This is a genomic window from Paraburkholderia sp. BL25I1N1 (genome assembly GCF_003002025.1).
Taxonomy (GTDB): domain Bacteria; phylum Pseudomonadota; class Gammaproteobacteria; order Burkholderiales; family Burkholderiaceae; genus Paraburkholderia.
Map to the genome: position 1 here is coordinate 614,318 of NZ_PVZB01000001.1, position 19,717 is coordinate 634,034.

The 19,717-nt window shown below is 63.9% G+C and carries 10 protein-coding genes and 1 pseudogene; 9 read left to right on the forward strand and 2 right to left on the reverse strand.

The window, feature by feature from the left end:
- Positions 1-155 precede the first annotated feature (155 nt).
- The 6 genes from B0G73_RS02780 (at position 156) to B0G73_RS02805 (ending at position 7,237) form a co-directional block, all read left to right on the forward strand.
- Positions 156-2,429 carry an amylo-alpha-1,6-glucosidase gene (locus B0G73_RS02780; RefSeq protein ID WP_106277630.1) on the forward strand — a complete coding sequence of 758 codons (2,274 nt, stop codon included), beginning with the start codon at positions 156-158 and terminating at the stop codon, positions 2,427-2,429.
- 107 nt (positions 2,430-2,536) lie between these two features.
- Positions 2,537-3,391: a MurR/RpiR family transcriptional regulator gene (locus tag B0G73_RS02785; protein WP_106277632.1), complete on the forward strand. Its 855-nt coding sequence runs from the start codon at positions 2,537-2,539 to the stop codon at positions 3,389-3,391.
- A gap of 128 nt (positions 3,392-3,519) precedes the next feature.
- Positions 3,520-4,581, forward strand: coding sequence for a C45 family peptidase (locus B0G73_RS02790; RefSeq protein WP_106277733.1), 1,062 nt, complete (start codon positions 3,520-3,522; stop codon positions 4,579-4,581).
- A 32-nt stretch (positions 4,582-4,613) separates the two neighbouring features.
- Entirely contained in the window at positions 4,614-5,942 is a 1,329-nt protein-coding gene (locus B0G73_RS02795) for an aspartate aminotransferase family protein (RefSeq protein ID WP_106277634.1), read from the forward strand.
- Between the two features lie 32 nt (positions 5,943-5,974).
- A complete protein-coding gene (locus B0G73_RS02800; RefSeq protein ID WP_106277636.1) occupies positions 5,975-6,529 on the forward strand; it encodes a carboxymuconolactone decarboxylase family protein in 555 nt (184 codons plus the stop codon).
- Positions 6,530-6,811: 282 nt separating this feature from the next.
- Complete coding sequence (locus B0G73_RS02805) at positions 6,812-7,237, forward strand: OsmC family protein (RefSeq protein WP_074769062.1); 426 nt, start codon at positions 6,812-6,814, stop codon at positions 7,235-7,237.
- A gap of 191 nt (positions 7,238-7,428) precedes the next feature.
- On the opposite strand, the gene B0G73_RS02810 is transcribed toward B0G73_RS02805, so the two are convergent.
- A complete protein-coding gene (locus B0G73_RS02810; protein WP_106277638.1) occupies positions 7,429-8,541 on the reverse strand; it encodes a patatin-like phospholipase family protein in 1,113 nt (370 codons plus the stop codon).
- A gap of 1,170 nt (positions 8,542-9,711) precedes the next feature.
- Between B0G73_RS02810 and B0G73_RS02815 the strand changes: the two genes are divergently transcribed.
- The 3 genes and pseudogenes from B0G73_RS02815 to B0G73_RS41060 form a co-directional block, all read left to right on the forward strand.
- Positions 9,712-16,137, forward strand: coding sequence for an ESPR-type extended signal peptide-containing protein (locus B0G73_RS02815; protein WP_106277640.1), 6,426 nt, complete (start codon positions 9,712-9,714; stop codon positions 16,135-16,137).
- Positions 16,138-16,140: 3 nt separating this feature from the next.
- Positions 16,141-16,926, forward strand: coding sequence for an OmpA family protein (locus B0G73_RS02820; protein WP_258193151.1), 786 nt, complete (start codon positions 16,141-16,143; stop codon positions 16,924-16,926).
- A 43-nt stretch (positions 16,927-16,969) separates the two neighbouring features.
- Positions 16,970-17,080: pseudogene (locus B0G73_RS41060) on the forward strand (aromatic alcohol reductase); the annotation flags it as partial.
- 88 nt (positions 17,081-17,168) lie between these two features.
- Here the strand turns inward: B0G73_RS41060 and B0G73_RS02835 are convergent.
- Complete coding sequence (locus B0G73_RS02835) at positions 17,169-19,037, reverse strand: serine hydrolase (RefSeq protein ID WP_258193152.1); 1,869 nt, start codon at positions 19,035-19,037, stop codon at positions 17,169-17,171.
- Positions 19,038-19,717: the final 680 nt, after the last annotated feature.

Below are 19,717 nucleotides of genomic sequence, written 5' to 3' on the forward strand. Positions count from 1 at the left end.
CGTCCTGTGCCACTGAAAAAAAAGCGCAACTCTCCTGTGATAAGTTCGTCTGACGCGGACAGACCCTCTACAATCGGAAGCGACTCAGACAGCAACCGGATGTAGACCGAACGCAACAGCGTGAACGCAGCAGCGAACCCATAGGAGTGACCCTGATGCAGCAGCCAGAAGCCCTCGGCGGCCTTTCGGGCGGAATCGATCACCGCGAACCCGAGCCGGACGGCGTATTCATCCCGACAGAAAACCTCAACGTCGCGAGCGCCACTCAGCATGTGCTGAAGTCGGGCGACACGTTCATCGTCAACGATCCGCTTGGCGATATCACCGGCCACGACGACGGCCTGTTCGTCAACGACACACGTGTTCTCTCGCAACTGCGCCTCACTTTCGGCGGACGCGCCCCTTCGCTGTTGTCGGGCAGCGTGAGCAGCGACAACACGTCGTTTACGGCGCATCTGACCAACCGGCCGTTGCCGCCGCTCGGCGGCGATAGCACGCCTGAAGGCGTGATCCACGTCGAGCGCGTGCGGGTGCTGTCGGGCACCGTGCTCAACGAAGCCATCGAACTGACCAACTACGGCACGAGCGACGCCGTGGTGCCGCTGTCCATCTCGTTCGCGAGCGACTTCCGCGACATGTTCGAAGTGCGCGGCCTGAAGCGCGACAAGCAGGGCCGTGTCGAACCGGCGCGCGTCGAGCACGGCGAGGTGCTGCTCGGCTACGTCGGCCTCGACGACGTGGCGCGCAATGTGCGGATCGCTTTCTCGCCGGAACCGGACAAGCTTTTCGCCGACCGCGCCGACTACACCGTCAAGCTGCCGGCCCAGGCGTGCGTGTCGATCTATCTGTCGGTGGCGGTCCAGGTCGTCGCGCAGACGGACAAGCCGATTGCCGGCGTTTCGCAGCCCACACACGCGATGAGCGAAGCGCATCTGTCGCAGATCGACGCCGAGCGTCCGCGCGTCGGCCGCGCGGCTGTACGCGCCGCGCTCGTCGACGCCCACCTTGTGATGCGCGAGCGTCGCCGCGTTACCGCGCGCGTGCGTTCGAGCAATCCGCTTTTCAATGCGTGGATCGACCGCTCGCTCGCCGATCTCGGCCTGCTGACCACCGACCTCGTGACCGGCCCGTATCCGTACGCCGGCATTCCGTGGTTCTCCACGCCGTTCGGCCGCGACGCCGTGATCACGTCGCTTCAAACGTTGTGGCTGCAGCCGCAGTTGGCCGCGGGCGTGTTGCGCTTTCTCGCCGAACATCAGGCGCGTGAGAACTCGCCGTTTCGCGATGCCGCGCCCGGCAAGATCATGCATGAGATGCGCAAGGGCGAAATGGCGGCCACCGGCGAAGTGCCGTTCGCGTTGTATTACGGCGGGGTCGACACCACGCCGTTGTTCATCGTGCTGGCCGGCGCTTATGCAGCCCGCACGGGCGACCTCGCGTTGATCGACGAATTGTGGCCGGCGTTGGAGCGTGCGGCGCAGTGGGTCATGGGCGTGTGCGACAAGAACCGCTACGGCCTGCTGGACTATCAGCGCGAGTCCGACGGCGGTCTCGCGAATCAAGGCTGGAAAGACAGCCACGACTCCGTCTTTCACGCCGACGGCCACTTCCCCGACGGCCCGATTGCGCTCGTCGAAGTGCAGGCCTATGCGAGTTCCGCCTTCGACACCATGGCGCACTTCGCGAAGCTGCGCGGCCTGCATGACGCGGCGGCGCAATACAGCGAGCGTGCGAAGAAAATCCGTCAGTGCGTCGAAGAAAAGTACTGGATGGAAGAGGCCGGCTTCTACGGCATCGCGCTCGACGGCCACGGCGATCTGTGCCGCGTGATGGCCTCGAATGCGGGACACCTGCTGGCCTTCGGTTTGCCTTCGCGCGAGCGCGGCGAAGCGGTGGTGCGCGCGCTCGACTCCACGCTGTTCCACACCGGCTGGGGCGTGCGCACGCTGGCCGCGAGCCAGTCGCGTTTCAACCCCATGGCGTATCACAACGGCTCGGTCTGGCCGCACGACAACGCGCTCTGCGCGCGCGGCCTGTCGCGCTACGGCGGCAAAGCGGCGGCCGTACGGCTGTTGCAGGCGCTGTTCCAGGCGGCGGTCAACTTCGACATGCGCTTGCCTGAACTCTTCTGCGGCTTCCCACGGCGGCGCGGCGAGCCGCCCACCGCGTATCCGGTCGCCTGTCTGCCGCAGGCATGGGCAGCGGGCTCGCCGTTCATGATGCTCGAAGCGTGTCTGGGCATCACGATCGACGCCGAGCGGCGCGAAGTGGTGATCGAGCAGCCCATGCTGCCCGAAGGCATCGACTGGCTCGAAGTGGGCGACCTGCGGGTGGGCGACGCCTCCGTGTCGATCACGTTCCGCCGCATCGGCGATAAGGTCGTGGCCTCGGCGGAGCAGGGCGACGTGCGGGTGGTCGCGCTTCTTTAAACAGGCACTGAAAGCACGCGAAGCGTGCCGGAACCGCTGTTGGATGCGAGGTGCCGGGTGGTAACATTTGTTGTCATCCCTATCGACCGTTCGCCCGGTACCTCCGCATGCCAGACAGTTTCGACCAGCTCGCCGCCCTGATCCGGGCGCGCTTTTCCGAACTGAGTCCGCAGTTCCAGATGGGAGCGGGTTTCCTGCTCGATCATCCCGACGAGGTCGCGGTTTCCTCCATGCGCAAAGTGGCGGAAAGAGCACAGGTGCAACCGGCTTCGCTGGTGCGCCTGTCGCAGCAACTCGGTTTCCCCGGCTGGAACGAATTGCGCAACCTGTTCGTCGCGCGCGTGCGTACGCGGCCCGAACCGCTCACGAGCCGCGCACATTCGCTCGTCAAATCGAAAGACGCGCTGGCGAACGATCTGCTGGTCGCGCAGCAGCACAACCTCGAGGTCACCGCCGCGCATAACGGCCGTGTGATCGTTGAAGCCGCGCGTCTGCTGCGGCGTGCGCCGCATGTGCATGTGGCCGGCTTCCGCTCCTGTTACTCGGTCGCGTTCGGTCTCGTGTACGGTTACCGGCTCTTTCGGTCCTCGGTGTCTCTGCTCAACGGCGAGGCCGGCACGCTGGAAATGCAACTGCGCTCCGTCGAACGTGACAGCGCAACCATCGTGATCAGTTTCGCGCCGTATTCGGTGGAAGCCGCGCGCGTAGCCGAAGCCGCGCTGGAAAAGGGCAGCAAGCTGATTGCCATTACCGACAGCGCCGTCTCGCCGATCGCCTTGAACGCCGACAAGGTGCTGATCTTTTCGCACGAGAGTCCCTCGTTCTTTCCATCGCTGGTGGCGGCTACGGCGCTGGCCGAGTCGCTGGTCGCGCATCTGCTCGCGCTGGAAGGCGCGGATGCGGTCGAACAGCTCGCCATCGCGGAACAGTCGCTGCACGCGAAGGGCGCGTACGTGCCTTGAACATTCCTGTCTGATCGGGCCGAGGTCTCGCGTGAATGCGGGACCGCTCCATCTGGATAAATATGGCCTGGTTTGACAACAAATGTTGTTTTAAAGTATAAATACGTACCGATTGTTGAATGGGTGCGATGGTGACCTCGAAGCAGGGTTTGAATCTTGTGCAGGTGAGCGGTAAGCCGTATGACATAGGCTACCGGCTAGGTGAACTGGCGCGGCCGGTTTTCGCCGACTACATGAATCAGAGCAGCGCATGGCAGGCGGTTCGGCGCTGGCGCGGCACTGCGTTCGTGCAGGCACTGCGCGATGCAACGCAAGCGCATTTCCCGGCGTTGCTTGCCGAGCTCGATGGGATGGCGGCGGGCCTTGGCTGGTCGGCGGAAGATGTGTTTCTCTGGAACTGCCGCGGCGAACTGATCCACAACGCGCCCGACGGTTGCACCACGCTGGCGGCGGTCGTTGGCGACACGCGCTTCATCGCGCATAACGAAGACGGCGATCCGTTTCTGCGAGAGCGTTGTGCGCTTGTCGAGGTGCAGCCGGCCGGCCAACCTGGCTTCGTGAGTTTCTACTACCCCGGATCGCTGCCGGGCCATACCTTCGCCGCGAGCCGCGCCGGTGTCGTGCAGGCGATCAACAATTTGCGCATTCGCACGCCGGTCGCCGGCGTGCCGCGCATGATCCTCGCGCGGGCCGTACTCGATGCCGCTTCGCTCGATGAAGCGTTGCACATTCTGCGCAACGCGCCGGCCGCGAGCGGCTTTCATCACACGCTCGGCTGTGCGGGCGACGCGCGCCTCTTCAGCGTGGAAGCCACTGCGCGGCGGTGTTCCGTGCAACCGGTGGCGAATCTCAGCGGCCACGCGAACCACATGATTCATCCAGGCTGCGAGGCCGAAGCGCAAATCGTCACGGATTCGTCGCGTGACCGTCAATTGCGCGTGGATGCCTTGTTGCCCACCGTCGCGCGCCCGTTGCAACCCGCCGCCTTGCTCGACGTCTTGCACGATCGCGCGCCTTCGGGCCTGCCGATCTACCGCGACGACCCGCGCGATCCGGACGACGAAAACACACTCGCCACCGCGCTCTTCGACATCGGCGATGCTGGTGTGTCGATGAAAGTTTACTGGCAGGGGCAGTGCGCATTCGACACCTTCATCGCCCGCGCGGCGTCTGCACGAGCCGGCGCATAAGCGCTTGCCGTCATCACAGGAAACCGAACACCATGTCCACCGTTTTTCATCGTTCGCCTAAACAGTCGCTGCCGGTTGCCGTCGCGGGCGACGGCATCGAGATCATCGATTCCACCGGCAAGCGCTATATCGACGCGTCCGGCGGCGCCGCTGTCTCCTGTCTCGGTCATAGCAACCAGCGCGTGATCGACGCGATCAAACGACAGTCGCAGCAGTTGCCGTATGCGCACACGTCGTTCTTCACCACCGCGCCTGCCGAAGAACTCGCCGATCGGCTGGTGGCGAGCGCGCCGCAGGGGCTCGAACACGTGTATTTCGTCTCGGGCGGTTCGGAGGCGATCGAGGCGGCGCTGAAACTCGCGCGCCAGTACTTCGTGGAGAAGGGCGAGCCGCAGCGCCGCCATTTCATCGCGCGTCGGCAGAGTTATCACGGCAACACGCTCGGCGCGCTGGCGATAGGCGGCAATGCGTGGCGACGCGAGCCGTTCCTGCCGATTCTGATCGAAGCGCATCACGTGAGTCCGTGTTACGCGTATCGCGAGCAGCGCGCGGACGAAACTGAAGAGGCCTTCGCGCAGCGTCTCGCCGACGAACTGGAGCAGAAGATTCTCGAACTCGGCGCGGATACAGTCGCCGCCTTCGTCGCGGAAACGGTGGTCGGCGCGACCGCCGGCGCGGTGCCGCCGGTGCGCGAGTATTTCCGCAAGATTCGCGCGGTGTGCGATCGCTACGGCGTGCTGCTGATTCTCGACGAGATCATGTCGGGCATGGGCCGCACCGGCTACCTGTACGCCTGCGACGAAGACGGCGTGGCGCCGGACATCCTGACCATCGCCAAAGGGCTCGGCGCGGGCTATCAGCCCATCGGCGCGACGCTCGTGAGCGACCGCATTTATCAGATGATCGTCGGCGGCTCGGGGTTCTTTCAGCATGGCCATACCTATATCGGTCACGCCACCGCCTGCGCCGCGGCGCTCGAAGTGCAGCGCGTGATCGCGGATGACAATCTGCTGGCGAATGTGCTCGCCCGCGGCGAACAACTGCGCGGACGGCTGCGCGAGCATTACGCACAGCATCCGCATATCGGCGACGTGCGCGGCCGGGGGTTGTTCGTTGGTGTCGAGCTGGTCAAGGACCGTGCCGGCAAAACGCCGTTCGACGCCCGTCTCGAGCTGCACGCTGCAATCCGGCGTGAGGCGTTCGCGCGTGGGTTGATGGTGTATCCGATGGGCGGCACCGTCGACGGCCGGATCGGCGATCATGTGCTGCTGGCGCCGCCGTTCATCTGCACCGAGCGCGACATCGACGAGATCGTCAGCCGGTTCACGGATGCGGTCGGCGGCGCGCTCGCCGCGGCTTGAGCATTCCGACACCGCTAATCGAGAGAGCGATCATGACCGAGCGTTTGCCTCATTTCGACCCGTCCGCCGCCACGCCCGAACAGAAAGCGGTGCTCGACGAAATTCTGTCCGGCCCGCGCGGCAATCTGAACGGGCCGTTTCTCGGCTGGATTCATAGTCCGGAGCTGGCGCAGCAGGCGCAACGTCTGGGCGCGTTCTGTCGCTATCGGACGGGTTTGCCGCTGCGCCTGTCGGAGCTGGCGATTCTCGTGACCGCCGCGCGCTGGCAGGCGCAGGCGGAGTGGTACATCCACTACCCGATCGCGCTGCAGGCGGGCGTGTCCGAAGCGGACGCCGAGGCGATTCGCGAAGGGAAGCGCCCGGATTTCGCGGACGCCGACGACGCGTTGATCCACGACTTCGCGAGCGAGCTGTACGACACCAAGCGCGTTTCGGACGCAATCTATGCGAAGGCGGTCGAACGCTTCGGACATCAGGTGGTCATCAACCTGGTGGGCCTGCTCGGCTATTACGCGTTGGTGGCCATGACGCTGAACGTATTCGGCATGCGCGCGCTCGGGCAGGAGAGCTTGCCGTTCGCCGAATAGGCCGGCGGCATGGCAGCGCCGTTGTGCAGTTGCGCGCGCGCTGCGAGGGGCAACTTCGGAGCGGGCGGCTCCTGATCGGCTTCTGTTTGACCAATCGCCGGCAGCGTCACGACGCTGGCACACGGAAGCGCCTATGATGGAGTTCGGTCCACGCCCGCGCCGGCGACGCCGCGCGACATTCTCGACCGATGCCGAAACCGCAGACCACCCGGGCGGGATCGTTGCGGCAGGCGTCAGATTCGGTCGTGCAGCGCGCGAAGCAGGCACAAACAGGAGAGAGCGATGAAGCGCAAGGCATCAGCAGTCTGGCAAGGCGGCCTGCAAGACGGTAAGGGCTCGATTTCCACCGACAGCGGCGTCCTCAAGGAGACCCAATACTCGTTTTCGACACGCTTCGCGGACGGCATCGGCACGAATCCGGAAGAGCTGATTGCGGCTGCGCATGCGGGGTGTTTCTCCATGGCGCTATCGGCGGAATTGGGCAAGGCCGGCATTACGCCCGAACGCATCGGCACGACGGCCACCGTCACGCTCGACAAGGACGGCGGCGGTTTCTCGATCACCGCGGTGCATCTCGACGTAGCCGTGAAAATCCCCGGCGGCGACAAAGCCGCCTTCGAAAAAGCGACCGCCGACGCCAAGGCCGGCTGCCCGGTGTCGAAAGTATTGAACGCCACGATCACGATGGACGCGAAACTCGAAACCTGAGTTCTCGACTTTCTTTGGTGATCGACAGGCGATAAAGCCGGCGCGCGGGTCAAACCCGGCGCCGGCTTTTGTTTGTTGGCCTTGAAACGGGCCGCCTATGCCGTCGCACCTCGGCCTTCTCGCAGCGCTACGCAGCAAAGTTCCGACGCGAAGACGAGCGGCCTTCATCCGGCTCGATCAGATAAGGCGCATCAAGGCGTTTCACCCTCGGCCTGCTGAACGGCGCGCATTGCATCGGGCGTCCCTTTGACGCGTTTCTTCACGAGCTTGTCGAGATCGAAAGTTGAAGTCTTGCCGACGCTCGGCAGGCACTCGCGCACCCAGGTGTTGGCCGTCGCATGGCCCGCCTCGCGCAAAGCGCGGAAAAATTCGATGGAGGGCGTGTTCTTCGATGCAGCGCCGATCTCGTCCATGAAGCGGTCGGCGCGAATCACGTGAAAGCGCTTGGTCGAGTACGGCTTTCCGTGGTGCTGAAGGCCGGGATTTTCGGCGACGAGTTCGTTGATCAGCTGGATCTGACGAACTTCCGCGACCCACGATGCGCCGAAGCTGATTTCGTTGATCCGGTTGTTGATCTCGCTCGGGCGTTCAGGCGGCCCACGCTTCGTGCGGAGCGGATCGATGAGAACGCTCAGGATGTCGTCGGCCCATTTGACGAGCGGCGCGAGCGCCGGGTTGGCCAGATAGCCCCCGTCCCAATAGAACTCGCCGTCGATTTTCACCGCCTCGAAGAGTGTGGGGAAGCAGGCTGAGGCCATCAGCGCTTTCGCCGAAATTTCGCCGGGACCGAAGATGCGCAGCGCGGTCAGGTTGACGTTGGTCGCCGCCACGAAGAGCTGGGGCACGGCGTCTTTCGGGTGATTGACGACCCCGAAATCCGGAATCACCGTTTCCATGATGGAGCCGAGCGAATTGGTCAGCCACGGCATGGCGTACGGCGAACTGAGCGGCTCGAGCATGCTTTGCGCGAGCACCACCGGATTGAGATCCACATTCCAGCGCTCGGGAGACTTCAGAAGATTCGTGGGGAAGTTGTAGAACGGCTGCCATTTCGACGCGGCGCCGACTAGCGTCCAGAGTTGTTCGAGCGCCCGTTTGGCGTCGGTGGGACTTCTGCTCAGGCCGTAGGTGCAGGCCGCGGCGTTGAGCGCTCCGCCACTCGCGCCGCTGATCGCGAGAATCGACAGCGTTCCGCGCCCGACTTCGTCGAGCAGGCGGTCGAGCACGCCCCACGTGAACGCCGCGTGCGCGCCGCCGCCCTGGAGGGCGAGACCGATCGTGGGAATGTCTTTTGCCGTCGCCATCCTGACCTCCGTGCTGCAGTCGCGCAGCAGTCGTTGACCTCATAGGGGAAAACGAAAGTGCCGGCGCGGTTTTAACCGTTGTACTGCACCGCACGAATTTCCGCCATGGCGCGTGGTGGATGCGCCTTTTGTCCGTGATCAATTAACCTGAAAAACGAGGGTTGTTGCATTCGTATGGCTTTTTAGCCGATAAGGAGCAGACGTTTCAGGAAACGAAATCGAATCGTAATGCCTCGCAGAACGTTACGGAAAGCACATCGGCAGTCGCGGGCAGACGTGGAAGAAATCGAAGTGTTCGACGAAACGGACCGAACGGACTCCTATTTCTTCACCAGTTGTCTTGCATTTTTTTTGCGTGTTGCTAGCTGAAAACCGACGTAAAAAAATTAAGAAAAAATTACGGATATCCTGAAATTTATGTCAGGAAACCCTGACCAATTTCCGGAGCCGCGAGTAGGGTTAATGGAATTTAATTGTTGATTCCGCAGTACCTGAATATCGCCATAGGCTTTTTGTAGACAAATGAAAAGACCTATGAGAGAGTTCGCGCGGGCACTCATCTTTCCTTTTATTACTCGATTCAAATAGAGGGAGCCACCGCATCCAATGCGAATAGCGCGGGAGCTTTCGTCTCACATAGTGCTCAATGCGTTGCGAGAAAGAAAAAACGGTCCGTGTAGCGGGCGCAAGGGCAGGTTGCCATGCCACGGCCGAGGAAGCGTTTTGCAGCAGGCTACTGAGGGGGCGGTAACGATGAGTAACCCAGTCGGAACAGAGTCGGGCACTGGCTCGGCAAAGAAAGCACTAAGGCCTGGCCGGCAATTGGCGTTCCACCATGTGATCGCCTTTCCTCTGCGTCTACCGTTCGGACCTTCCTAACCAGACATTCGTCAAACGTCTCAGCGGCCAGCACCTCAAAAACCGGCTATCTGACCGAACTTCACTCTTTACTTAGTCATGCGAATCGCATCGCAGGCGTGGTATTCGCTCGCGCTCAAGATTCGTGGTTCGCCGGGAGTGAGGGCGGTTCGCAACCGGTCCAACGCTGAAGCACCTCGTACCGCAACGAGACGGTTTGTAAATCATGAATAGGCATCCTGAATAAATCGGGTGCATGCACACGCTCGCGTTTTGTGAACTTCGAACTTCAATTCCTCGTGAGGCAACGGCATGAACAAAGCATATCGGACCATCTGGAACAACGCGTTAGGCGCCTTCGTAGCCGCGTCGGAGCTGGACGCATCGCGCGGTAAGGGAAAGTCGGGAGCGGCTGCTTCCATATGCGACGCACGCAGCGGCGAGCAGGCTTCTGCGGCGTCGCAAGGTTCGGGAGCGCGTGTCGTCACCGTGCTGTTGCTAATGGGTTTCGGGGGATGGGCCGCGCAGGCGCAAGCGCAGGCGAGCTGCTCGGCGGCACCGTACAACTTTTATAGCGGTAGCACCACGTGCGTGGGCTTTCAGTCCACTGCCTCAGGAGGCGGAGCCACAGCGGTCGGTTATGGCGCCAACAGTACGGGACTGAATGCCTTGTCTTTTGGCTTTCAGGCCATTGCGAGTGCGACCAACGCAATCTATATGGGCGCGCGTACGGCTGCGGGCACCGGCGCGACGGCGCAGTCGGCGATTGGCATCGGAACGGATGTCGTCGCTAGTGGAACGTCTGCCATTGGCATTGGCCTGGACAGCGTTTCTAGCGGGAATGTGTCCACCGCTGTCGGCCCGTTGGCGAAAGCAACCGGCGACAACAGCGTTGCCATGGGCTCGAGTGCCAACGCTGCCGCCTCGGGCGTGGTCGCATTGGGCAGCGGAGCCACAGGCTCCCAGACCAACGGTATAGCCGTTGGTTCGGGAGCCAGCGCCACCGGTGCAAACGCCCTTTATCTGGGCGCGCGCACTGCGGCGGGCACCGGTTCGACCGGTACGGCCTCCATCGCCATCGGCACTGACGTCACCTCGAATGCGGATTATGCCGCGGCGATTGGCTTCCAGGCCGTGGCAAGCGGACCCGCCGCCGTCGGCGTGGGCTATACCGCTGCGGCTTCCGGCACGCATGCTGTCGCTGTCGGCTTCCAGTCCATCGCGAGCGGACTCAACGCCGTCTATCTCGGACCGCGTTCTGTCGCCGGCACCGGCGCAACGGCGGCCGGAGCGATTGGCGTCGGCACGGACGTGACTGCATCCGGTCCCTCTTCACTCGCCGCCGGCACAGTGTCCAAAGCGACGGCACAGAATGCCGTGGCTTTGGGAGCGGGCGCCGCCGCCTCAGGGCTCAACGCGCTCGGCATGATGAACGGCTCACAAGCCACCGGTGCCAATTCGATAGCGTTGGGGTCATCCGATACCGTTGCGGAAGGCGGCGCGTCTACCGCGGCGACGGTGGCAGGCGCCGCGGCGTCGGGCATTCGCGCCATTGCGATCGGCTCCGGCGCGAGTTCGGCGGGTTCCTCGTCCATCGCGATAGGCGATTCGGCGCTGACGGGCGCCAACACAGATGCCCTCGCCGTGGGTACCTCCGCAACGGCAAACGCGGCTAATGCTTCCGCCATCGGCAATGCGGCAAGAGCGCTTGCCGCCTCCACGGTTGCGATCGGCGACGGCAGCAGCGTCGCCGCGGCCGCCGGCGCGGGTTCGTTCGCCGGCGGCCATAACTCCCAGGTGCTCGGTGGGACGGGCGCAGTCGCGCTGGGTCAGGCGCAGACCGCGAGCGGCAACGGCGCAGTCGCGATTGGCGATCCGAATAGCGCGAGCGGCAATGGCGCGGTCGCCGTGGGCGCGAACAATACCGCCACGGGCGACGGCGCGGTAGCGCAGGGCAACGGCAATACTGCCAACGGTCAAGGCGCGGTCGCGCTCGGCAACGCGAGTACCGCGAACGGCGCGAGCGCGCTGGCGTTCGGCGATTCGGCGGTGGCCAATCAGACCCATGCGATTGCACTCGGTGCCGGCGCATCAACCAGCAACGCGAACGACGTCGCGTTGGGCGCGGGCAGTACGACCGCAGCGCCCCATACGGGCACTACCGCGCTTTACGGCGGCACCGCGACCGGCATCGCGAACGCGGCCAATGGCGTGGTGTCGGTCGGCTCGGCTGGCAAGGAGCGGCAACTGCAGAACGTGGCAGCGGGTGTGATTTCGGCTACCAGCACCGACGCGATCAACGGCTCGCAACTGAGCACGGTTGTGACCGGCGTTAATAATCTCGGTGCCTCGACGGCCGGCACATTGGGCGGCGGCGCCAGCTATAGCGCGACAACCGGCGATATCACCGGCTTTAGCCAGCCAGTCAACTCCGTCAGCGCTACCGGAGCCGTAAGCGGACCCAACCCGCAGACGACGGTTGCCGGTGCGTTGACCGCGCTGAATGCGAATATCGACAACACCGCCAATATCGCGGTGAAGTATGACGCGGCGGGCGGGACGAAGATCACGCTCGGTGCGACCGGCGGGGCGGGAGCCGGATCTCCGGTGACCATCACCAACATGGCGCCGGCTGCACTGAACGCGACAAGCACGGACGCGGTGAATGGATCCCAGCTGTTCGCCACCAACCAGCAGGTGTCGACCAATACCACAGCGATTGCCAACATCAACAATGGCGGCGGGATCAAATATTTCCATACCAATTCGGTATTGGCTGACAGTGTTCCTACCGGCGCCGATGCGATCGCGGTGGGACCGGTCGCCAATGCGTACGGTAACGATTCAATCGCCCAAGGCCTGAATGCGGTGGCCGGCGTAAACGGCGCACCGACCACCGCTAACGACATAGCGTTGGGCAACGGTGCTCAAGCCACGGGTGGCGATTCGATCGCTCAGGGCACCGGTGCCATCGCAAACACGGCCGGCGCCATTGCGATCGGCCAGACGGCAACTGCCACCGGCGGCAAGGCGGTGTCGATCGGCGTGGGCAATACCGCGAGCGGTAACGGCGCGGTCGCTATCGGCGATCCGAACTCGGCGATCGGGACCGGCGCGATAACCATGGGCGCGAACAATACGTCCAACGGCCAGGGCGCGGTGGCGCTCGGCAATGCCAATATCGCGACCGGTCAGGGCGCGCTCGCACTGGGCAACGCATCGCAAGCGAACAATGCCGGTTCGGTCGCGTTCGGCGACGCCGCAACGGTGTCGGCCGCGGCGACGCAAGGCGTAGCGATCGGCTCGGGCGCCACGGTGACCAACGCCGGCGCGGTGGCTCTGGGGGCGGGAAGCACGACTGCCGGCGCGGTGGGGACGCCGGGCGCGACGATCAATGGGACCGCGTACACGTTTGCCGGCACCACGCCGGCGAGCACGGTCAGCGTCGGCAAAGCGGGCGCCGAACGCACCGTGACGAATGTTGCCGCAGGCCAGTTGAACGCTTCGAGTACCGACGCGGTGAACGGCTCGCAACTGTACGCGACCGATCAGGCGGTCGATGCACTTGCCACGACGGTGACCGCCAACAAGACGCACTACTACAGTGTCAACGACGGCGGCACGCAGGGCGCCAACTATGCCGACGACGGCGCCACCGGCGTCAACGCGCTGGCCGCGGGTGTCGGCGCTCTGGCTTCCGGCGCGAGCAGCACGGCACTGGGCAACGGTGCGCAGGCGCTGGCGAACAACGCAACCGCATTCGGACTGCAAGCGACGGCTTCGGTGGTCGGCGGCGTGGCGATCGGCTCCGGATCGGTTTCGGATCGTACGGTTCTGCCCGGTTCGGGATCGATCGCCAACGGTTCCCACGCGATTCCGTTCAATACCTCCGATGAGACTTTGCTCGGCGCAGTGTCCGTCGGCAGCAGCACCGCCTACCGGCAGTTGACCAACGTGGCCGACGGCACACAGGCGCAAGACGCGGTCACCGTCAGGCAACTGGCGGGCGCGTTGTCGTCGTTCTCGGTGACCGGCACGAACTATTTCCACGCTAATTCGACAGCGGCCGATTCGCTGGCCGTGGGCGCGGAGTCGATCGCGGTTGGACCGACGACCGTCGTCAATGGCGACAACGGCGTAGGTGTCGGCAACGGAGCGGTGGTCGATGCAACCGCGCCCGGCGGTGTCGCGATCGGCCAGCAATCGCATTCGGCCGCGGCCGACGCAATGGCGCTCGGCAGCGGCGCGGTCGCGAGCGGCGCGCAATCGATTGCGCAGGGCGCCAACGCGAGTGCCGCAAACCAGGGCGGCGTGGCAGTCGGCTCCGGCGCGCAAAGCAGCGCAACCGACGCCGTAGCGCTTGGTGCCGGAGCCAGCTCGACGTTCGCCAATAGCGTGGCGCTGGGCAGCGGTTCAACAACAGCCGCGGCGGTGGCCACGCCGGGTGTCACCATCAACGGCACGGCCTACACCTATGCAGGTGCGGCTCCCACCAGCACGGTCAGCGTGGGCAGCGCGGGTCACGAGCGCACGGTGACCAACGTGGCGGCCGGGCAGGTGAACGCGGCGAGCACCGACGCGGTGAACGGTTCGCAACTGTACGCAACCGATCAGGCAGTCAGCAGTCTGTCCGCGACGGTAACCGCCAACAAGACGCATTACTACAGCGTCAACGACAACGGTACACAGGGCGCCAACTACGCCGACGACGGCGCCACCGGTATCAATGCGCTGGCGGCCGGCGTAGCTGCCACGGCGGGCGGCGCCAACAGCACGGCGCTGGGGCAGGGCGCGGTGGCGAATAACGCCAATGCGGTCGCGCTCGGCAGCGGCTCGATCACGGCCGCGGCGGTGGCGACGACCGGCGCCACGATCAACGGCACGGCCTACACGTACGCCGGCACTGCTCCGACCAGCACGGTCAGCGTGGGTAGCGCGGGTCACGAGCGCACGGTGACCAACGTGGCGGCCGGGCAGCTGAACGCGGCGAGTACCGATGCCGTGAATGGTTCGCAGCTTTATGCGACGGATCAGGCGGTCGACAACCTCGCCGGGGTAGTGACGGCCAGCAAGACGCACTACTACAGCGTCAACGACGGCGGCACGCAAGGCGGCAACTACAACAACGACGGCGCCACCGGCGTCAATGCACTGGCGGCGGGCGTGGGGGCCACGGCCGGCGGCGTGAGCAGCTTTGCCGGCGGCAATGGCGCTGCCGCGCAGGCGAACAACGCGCTTGCATTAGGCGCGCTGTCGAGCGCTTCGGTGGCCGGCGGAGTCGCGATCGGCTCGGGATCCGTGTCCGATCGCGCGGTGCTGTCCGGGATCGGTTCGATTGCGAACGGCAGCCATGCGATCCCCTTCAACACGTCGGATCAAACCTTGCTCGGCGCCGTGTCTTTCGGCAGCGCGACCGGCAATACCTATCGCCAGCTGACTAACGTGGCGGACGGCACGCGGGCGCAGGACGCCGTCACGATCAGACAGCTTGCGGGCGCGCTGTCGTCGTTCGCCGTGTCCGGACAGATGTACTTTCATGCGAACTCGACGGCCGCGGATTCGCTGGCGGTCGGCGCGCAATCGATTGCCGTTGGACCGACGACCGTGGTCAACGGTGACAACGGCGTGGGCATCGGCAACGGCGCCGTCGTCGATGCCACGGCGCCGGGCGGCATTGCGATCGGCGAGAGCTCGAATGCGGCGCAGGCCGACGCGATCGCGCTCGGCAGCGGCTCGATCGCAAGCGGCGCCCAGTCGATCGCACAAGGGGCGAACGCAAAGGCCGCCAACGCAGGCGGCGTGGCGATCGGCTCGGGGGCGCAAAGCAGCGCCATCGACGCCATCGCAATGGGCGCCGGCGCGAGCGCGACGATGGCAAACAGCGTTGCGCTGGGTGCCGGATCGGTGACGACGGTTGGCGCGTTGAGCAATTACATCGCGTATGGATTGAGCAGTCCGCAGTCGTCCGCGGGTGAGCTCAACATCGGTAATCGGCAGATCACCGGTGTGGCGGCCGGCAAGGCCGGTACCGACGCCGTGAACGTCTCGCAACTGGATTCGGTGTCGACCCAGTTGACCACGCTGATCAACCAAAGGACCACCAACAATGGTGGCAGCTTCTCGTCCTCGCCGGGCACGCCGACGCCACCGGCGTCCACCGGTTCGAATTCGTCGGCGGGCGGCCAGGGCGCATCCGCGTCAGGTTCCAATAGCACGGCGGTCGGCAACAGTTCGCAAGCCAGCGCGACGGGCGCGACAGCGGTGGGTGTTGGCGCGGCCGCGAGCGGCAATAATTCGGTGGCACTGGGTTCCAATAGCTCGGACGGGGGGCGAAGCAACGTGGTATCCGTCGGCTCACTTAACGATACCCGGCAGGTGGCGAACGTGGCAGCGGGGACGCAAGGGACGGACGCAGTCAACGTGGACCAGCTCAATGCCGGACTGGCGCAAGCCAATGCCTATACCGACCAGCGCGTGGACCAACTGCAATCCGGCATCAATTCGGTCGCGCGCAATGCCTATTCCGGCATCGCCGCAGCAACCGCATTGACGATGATTCCGGAGGTCGACAAGGACAAGACCTTGTCATTCGGCATCGGCACGGCGGGCTTCCGTGGCTATCAGGCCGTGGCGTTGGGCGGAACCGCTCGTCTCACCGAGAACGTCAAGATGAAAGCAGGCGTCGGCATGAGCCCCGGCGGCACCACCTTCGGGATGGGCGCGGCCATGCAATGGTAGGGCGTGGATACCTTCGCTCAAGTGCGGACAACCCGACCGTGCGCCGAACCGGGCGTACAAAAAATCAGTACGGAGAACATAATGAATCAGCTTTCTGAATGGAGTTTATCTCTGAGCCTCGCGTTGCTCGCCGGATGTTCGAGTGTCTCGGGGCCTACGTTCAATGCTTATACGGTTACAGCCGCCGACGGTTCCACGCTTCATCAGGTGGAATGTCACGGGCTGTTCGAAGGACCGGCTACCTGCATGAAGGCCGCTGAGCGGATCTGTCACGGCGAACCGGTTCGCCCGGTGCAGAAAGTCGGGCGCCTGCTGCCGGACAATGACCAGACAGATGTCACGCGACGACTGACATTCGCGTGTGGCGACGCGCCGGATACCCCGGCTTCAACGGGCTCGCAGCCGGTCGCACCTGCGGCGCAAACGGTCGATGAGTTCGTGCTGCGAAGCGATGCCCTGTTTGCTTTCGGGCAGTCAAGCCGCGCTTCGATCTTACCGGGCGGAGCGGCCGCTCTTGACCAGGTCACTACGCGTATCAGGCAGAGTCGCGGCGTTCAGTCCATTTCGGTCGTAGGTCACACCGACCGTCTTGGGCCCGAAGCGGTCAACTACCCGTTGTCCCTCGCGCGCGCCCAGACAGTGAGGGCGTACATGATTGATCATGGACTGGACGGCGAGTTGATTCATGCAACGGGCGTGGGCTCCCGCGATTCGACGAGCACGAAGTCAACCGTGTGCCCGGCTCGATCAACCGCTCAACGACCCAAGTCCACAGCGGCACCGTGCTAACGAGCAGCTCCATGGCCGTATCGGACAGCTCGTACTCGACTCGAGGGGCGTCGCATGGGACAAGAGTGGGACGTTCAGCCAACACCGCGCGATTCCGGTCACCGACGTGGCATCGTGGACCAAGGCAAACCTTACTCCGGGCCGCAGCGAGTAATCGGGAGTCCGACCATCCAGGCAAACGGCATCCACGACAGCTTCCCCGAACACAAAGCCCGACCCCGGCGTCATAGAACGACTCACCGTCAGATCCGCGCGTAGATCGAACTGCCGATCGTCAGCGAAGTTGCCGTGGTCGACGCGAAACGGATCTCATAGAGGTCGCGTCCAAAATTGCCCGGCACCTTGATCGACATGCCGCCGAGCGTATCACTCACCGGTACGATCAGTTGATAGCGAAGATCTTCGTTGCCGTACAGCACGTAGCCCGGGAGTTCGGTGAGTGTCGCGAAGAACGCCGGCGGATTGCCAAGAACGACAATCGGCACGGCGCTCGGCGCATCGTTGGTCAACGTCCATTGTGTGCCTACGCGTTGCTGCCACGCGCTGTCGAGCGCCGCCAGCGGGGCGAGTTGCTGGCCGACCGGCAGCGTCAGATACGCGTAGCCCGCGCCCGGCACGACCCGCTTCATCAGATAGCGATAGTTGAACGCATTTCCTTCGCTGTCGTTGCCCGACACGACTGCGAAGCGATACGACGCCGAATCGCTATCGCTCCACCACCAGCCGTCGCTGCGGTACTGGTACCCGCCGATCTTCGCCCAGCCTCGCGTAGCAGCGTCCCACTGGTTGATCTGCAGACTACCATCCGCGTTGGTGAGCACTTGATACGGCAAATCCGAACTGCCGTAGATGCCCGCGCCGCTCGCAATGCCCGGCCCCGAAGCGACCGGCGGCGCCGTGGTGCCAAGCTTCGCCGGCAGCGAAGAAATCGTGCCGTCTTCCTTCAACGCCGACAGCACCAGCGTTTCGGCAATCGCCCGGGCGTTGTAGCCCGCATTGCCGGTCACCAGCAGCGCGAACTGCGAGTTGGGCACCACGAAAAATTCGGTCGAGTAGAACGCAGTGCCGCCGTCCTTTTCCCAGCCGAGCACGCCCGCGGCGTCGAGCGCCGGCTGCACCACGGAGTCCCAGCCGAGACCCCAGCGCCATTCCGGGGACGGGTTGATCGTCAGGTTTTTTGTCTGATCCATGCCCATCTGCGCGATGCCCGCTGCAGACACAATACGCTGTCCCTGGAACACGCCACCGCCGTAGATCATCTGCGCGAGATTCATCATGTCGGCGGGCGTCGAACTCAGTCCGCCGGTCGCGTACGCATTGACGAATTCCTGATGCTGCGTGCCGTTCACGTACGGCAGTGAGAACGATCCTCCGGACGGCACGCTCGTGAGATAGCTGGACTGGGTCATCTTCAGCGGCGCGAGAATAGCCGACTGGACGAAGTCCGCGAAGCTCTGGCCCGTCATGGCGAGCACGATCTGCTCGACCATCGTGAAGCCGTCGTTGCAATAGACGGCCAGCTCACCCGGCAGATGCTTCAGGTGCGAGTTGGCGAGTTCGGCTTGCGTGTCGGCGGCGTATCCGGCAACCGGCTCAAACGTGAAGAGATTGCGCCCATTCGTGCCGGGCAGACCGGATGCATGCGACAGCAGATGACGCGTGGTGATCTGCGCGTATTCCGGCGACAGCATCGTGAAGGTCGGTAGATATTTGACGATCGGCGTGTCGAGCGTGATTCGACCGCGATCGACGAGGATCGTCGCGGCCAGTGCCGGGAACAACTTACTGACCGAGCCGATGTTAAAGCGCGTCTGCGGCGTTGCCCTGATCTGCCCTGGCACCGACGCCAACCCGAAGGCCTGCTGCCAGACCACGGTGTTGCCCTTGACCATCGCGATCGAGATCGCGGCGACGGGATTCGACGGATCGCTGACGGCCTGCTGGATCATCTGTTGACCGAGCGCAATGGTCTGCTGATAGGGCGTCGACTGGATGTCGCCGTTGCCGCAGCCGGGCAGGACCGCCGCGAGCATCCCGGCGCCGGTGTAGCCGAGAAATTGCCGTCGGCCTACGCTGAAAAGAACCTCGTGATTGCGATCGCACTTGGTCACGGCATTCCCTTTTCTCTGGTTATCAGGATCTGCAAAAAGCGCGTTTCTTCAGCTACGGTGCCGCCAACATGGCAATGACGATCTTCTCAATTTCGACGCAGCGGGATAGCTTCTTTTGACCGGACCACCGTGCCCCAAATCATAGGCGTGCGGGCGAACTTGAGTAGCGACGTGTCGAGATGCTACGAAGCTTTGGCTTAAGAGCGCGCCCATAAGGTACCAAATTCTGCTCAACGCAGCACGAGATATCGTCTGACGCAATCGCCGATATACGATCTCTTTAATTTACGTTTCGCTGGCCTCATTCTCCATCACGGGCACACCAGGTGCGCAAAGCGGTCGTTCGAACGTCGGACGCATTGGGTAAGGCAACGGCCGGAATTCGCCGCCTGTACGCATTCGTCCGCCGCGCCGGAAGCTTCCGCGTACGAGGCCATCTTTCGCCCGACGTCCGCCGACAGCGAGCGGCATTAACGCTAGACTTTAAGCATTTTCCGGGAATCTGACATGCTTACGACCAGGTGTCCGGCGCTTCGCCGAGCTGCAATGCTCCCGGGGAAAGTTTTAAGGCTGCTGACATGCAGCCTGATCGGTTTCGCCTGCATAAATGTCCCAGCTCAGCCCGTGTTGCAAATCGCGCGTATAGCGAATGTCCCGGACCAGGAGGTTGGTGCAGAGAT

Excerpts from the sequence above, each read along its gene's own strand:
- B0G73_RS02795 (WP_106277634.1), top strand. The coding sequence starts at position 4,614 with ATGTCCACCGTTTTTCATCGTTCGCCTAAACAGTCGCTGCCGGTTGCC.
- B0G73_RS02790 (WP_106277733.1), top strand. The coding sequence starts at position 3,520 with ATGGTGACCTCGAAGCAGGGTTTGAATCTTGTGCAGGTGAGCGGTAAG.
- B0G73_RS02805 (WP_074769062.1), top strand. The coding sequence starts at position 6,812 with ATGAAGCGCAAGGCATCAGCAGTCTGGCAAGGCGGCCTGCAAGACGGT.
- B0G73_RS02800 (WP_106277636.1), top strand. The coding sequence starts at position 5,975 with ATGACCGAGCGTTTGCCTCATTTCGACCCGTCCGCCGCCACGCCCGAA.
- B0G73_RS02815 (WP_106277640.1), top strand. The coding sequence starts at position 9,712 with ATGAACAAAGCATATCGGACCATCTGGAACAACGCGTTAGGCGCCTTC.
- B0G73_RS02780 (WP_106277630.1), top strand. The coding sequence starts at position 156 with ATGCAGCAGCCAGAAGCCCTCGGCGGCCTTTCGGGCGGAATCGATCAC.
- B0G73_RS02785 (WP_106277632.1), top strand. The coding sequence starts at position 2,537 with ATGCCAGACAGTTTCGACCAGCTCGCCGCCCTGATCCGGGCGCGCTTT.
- B0G73_RS02810 (WP_106277638.1), bottom strand. The coding sequence starts at position 8,541 with ATGGCGACGGCAAAAGACATTCCCACGATCGGTCTCGCCCTCCAGGGC.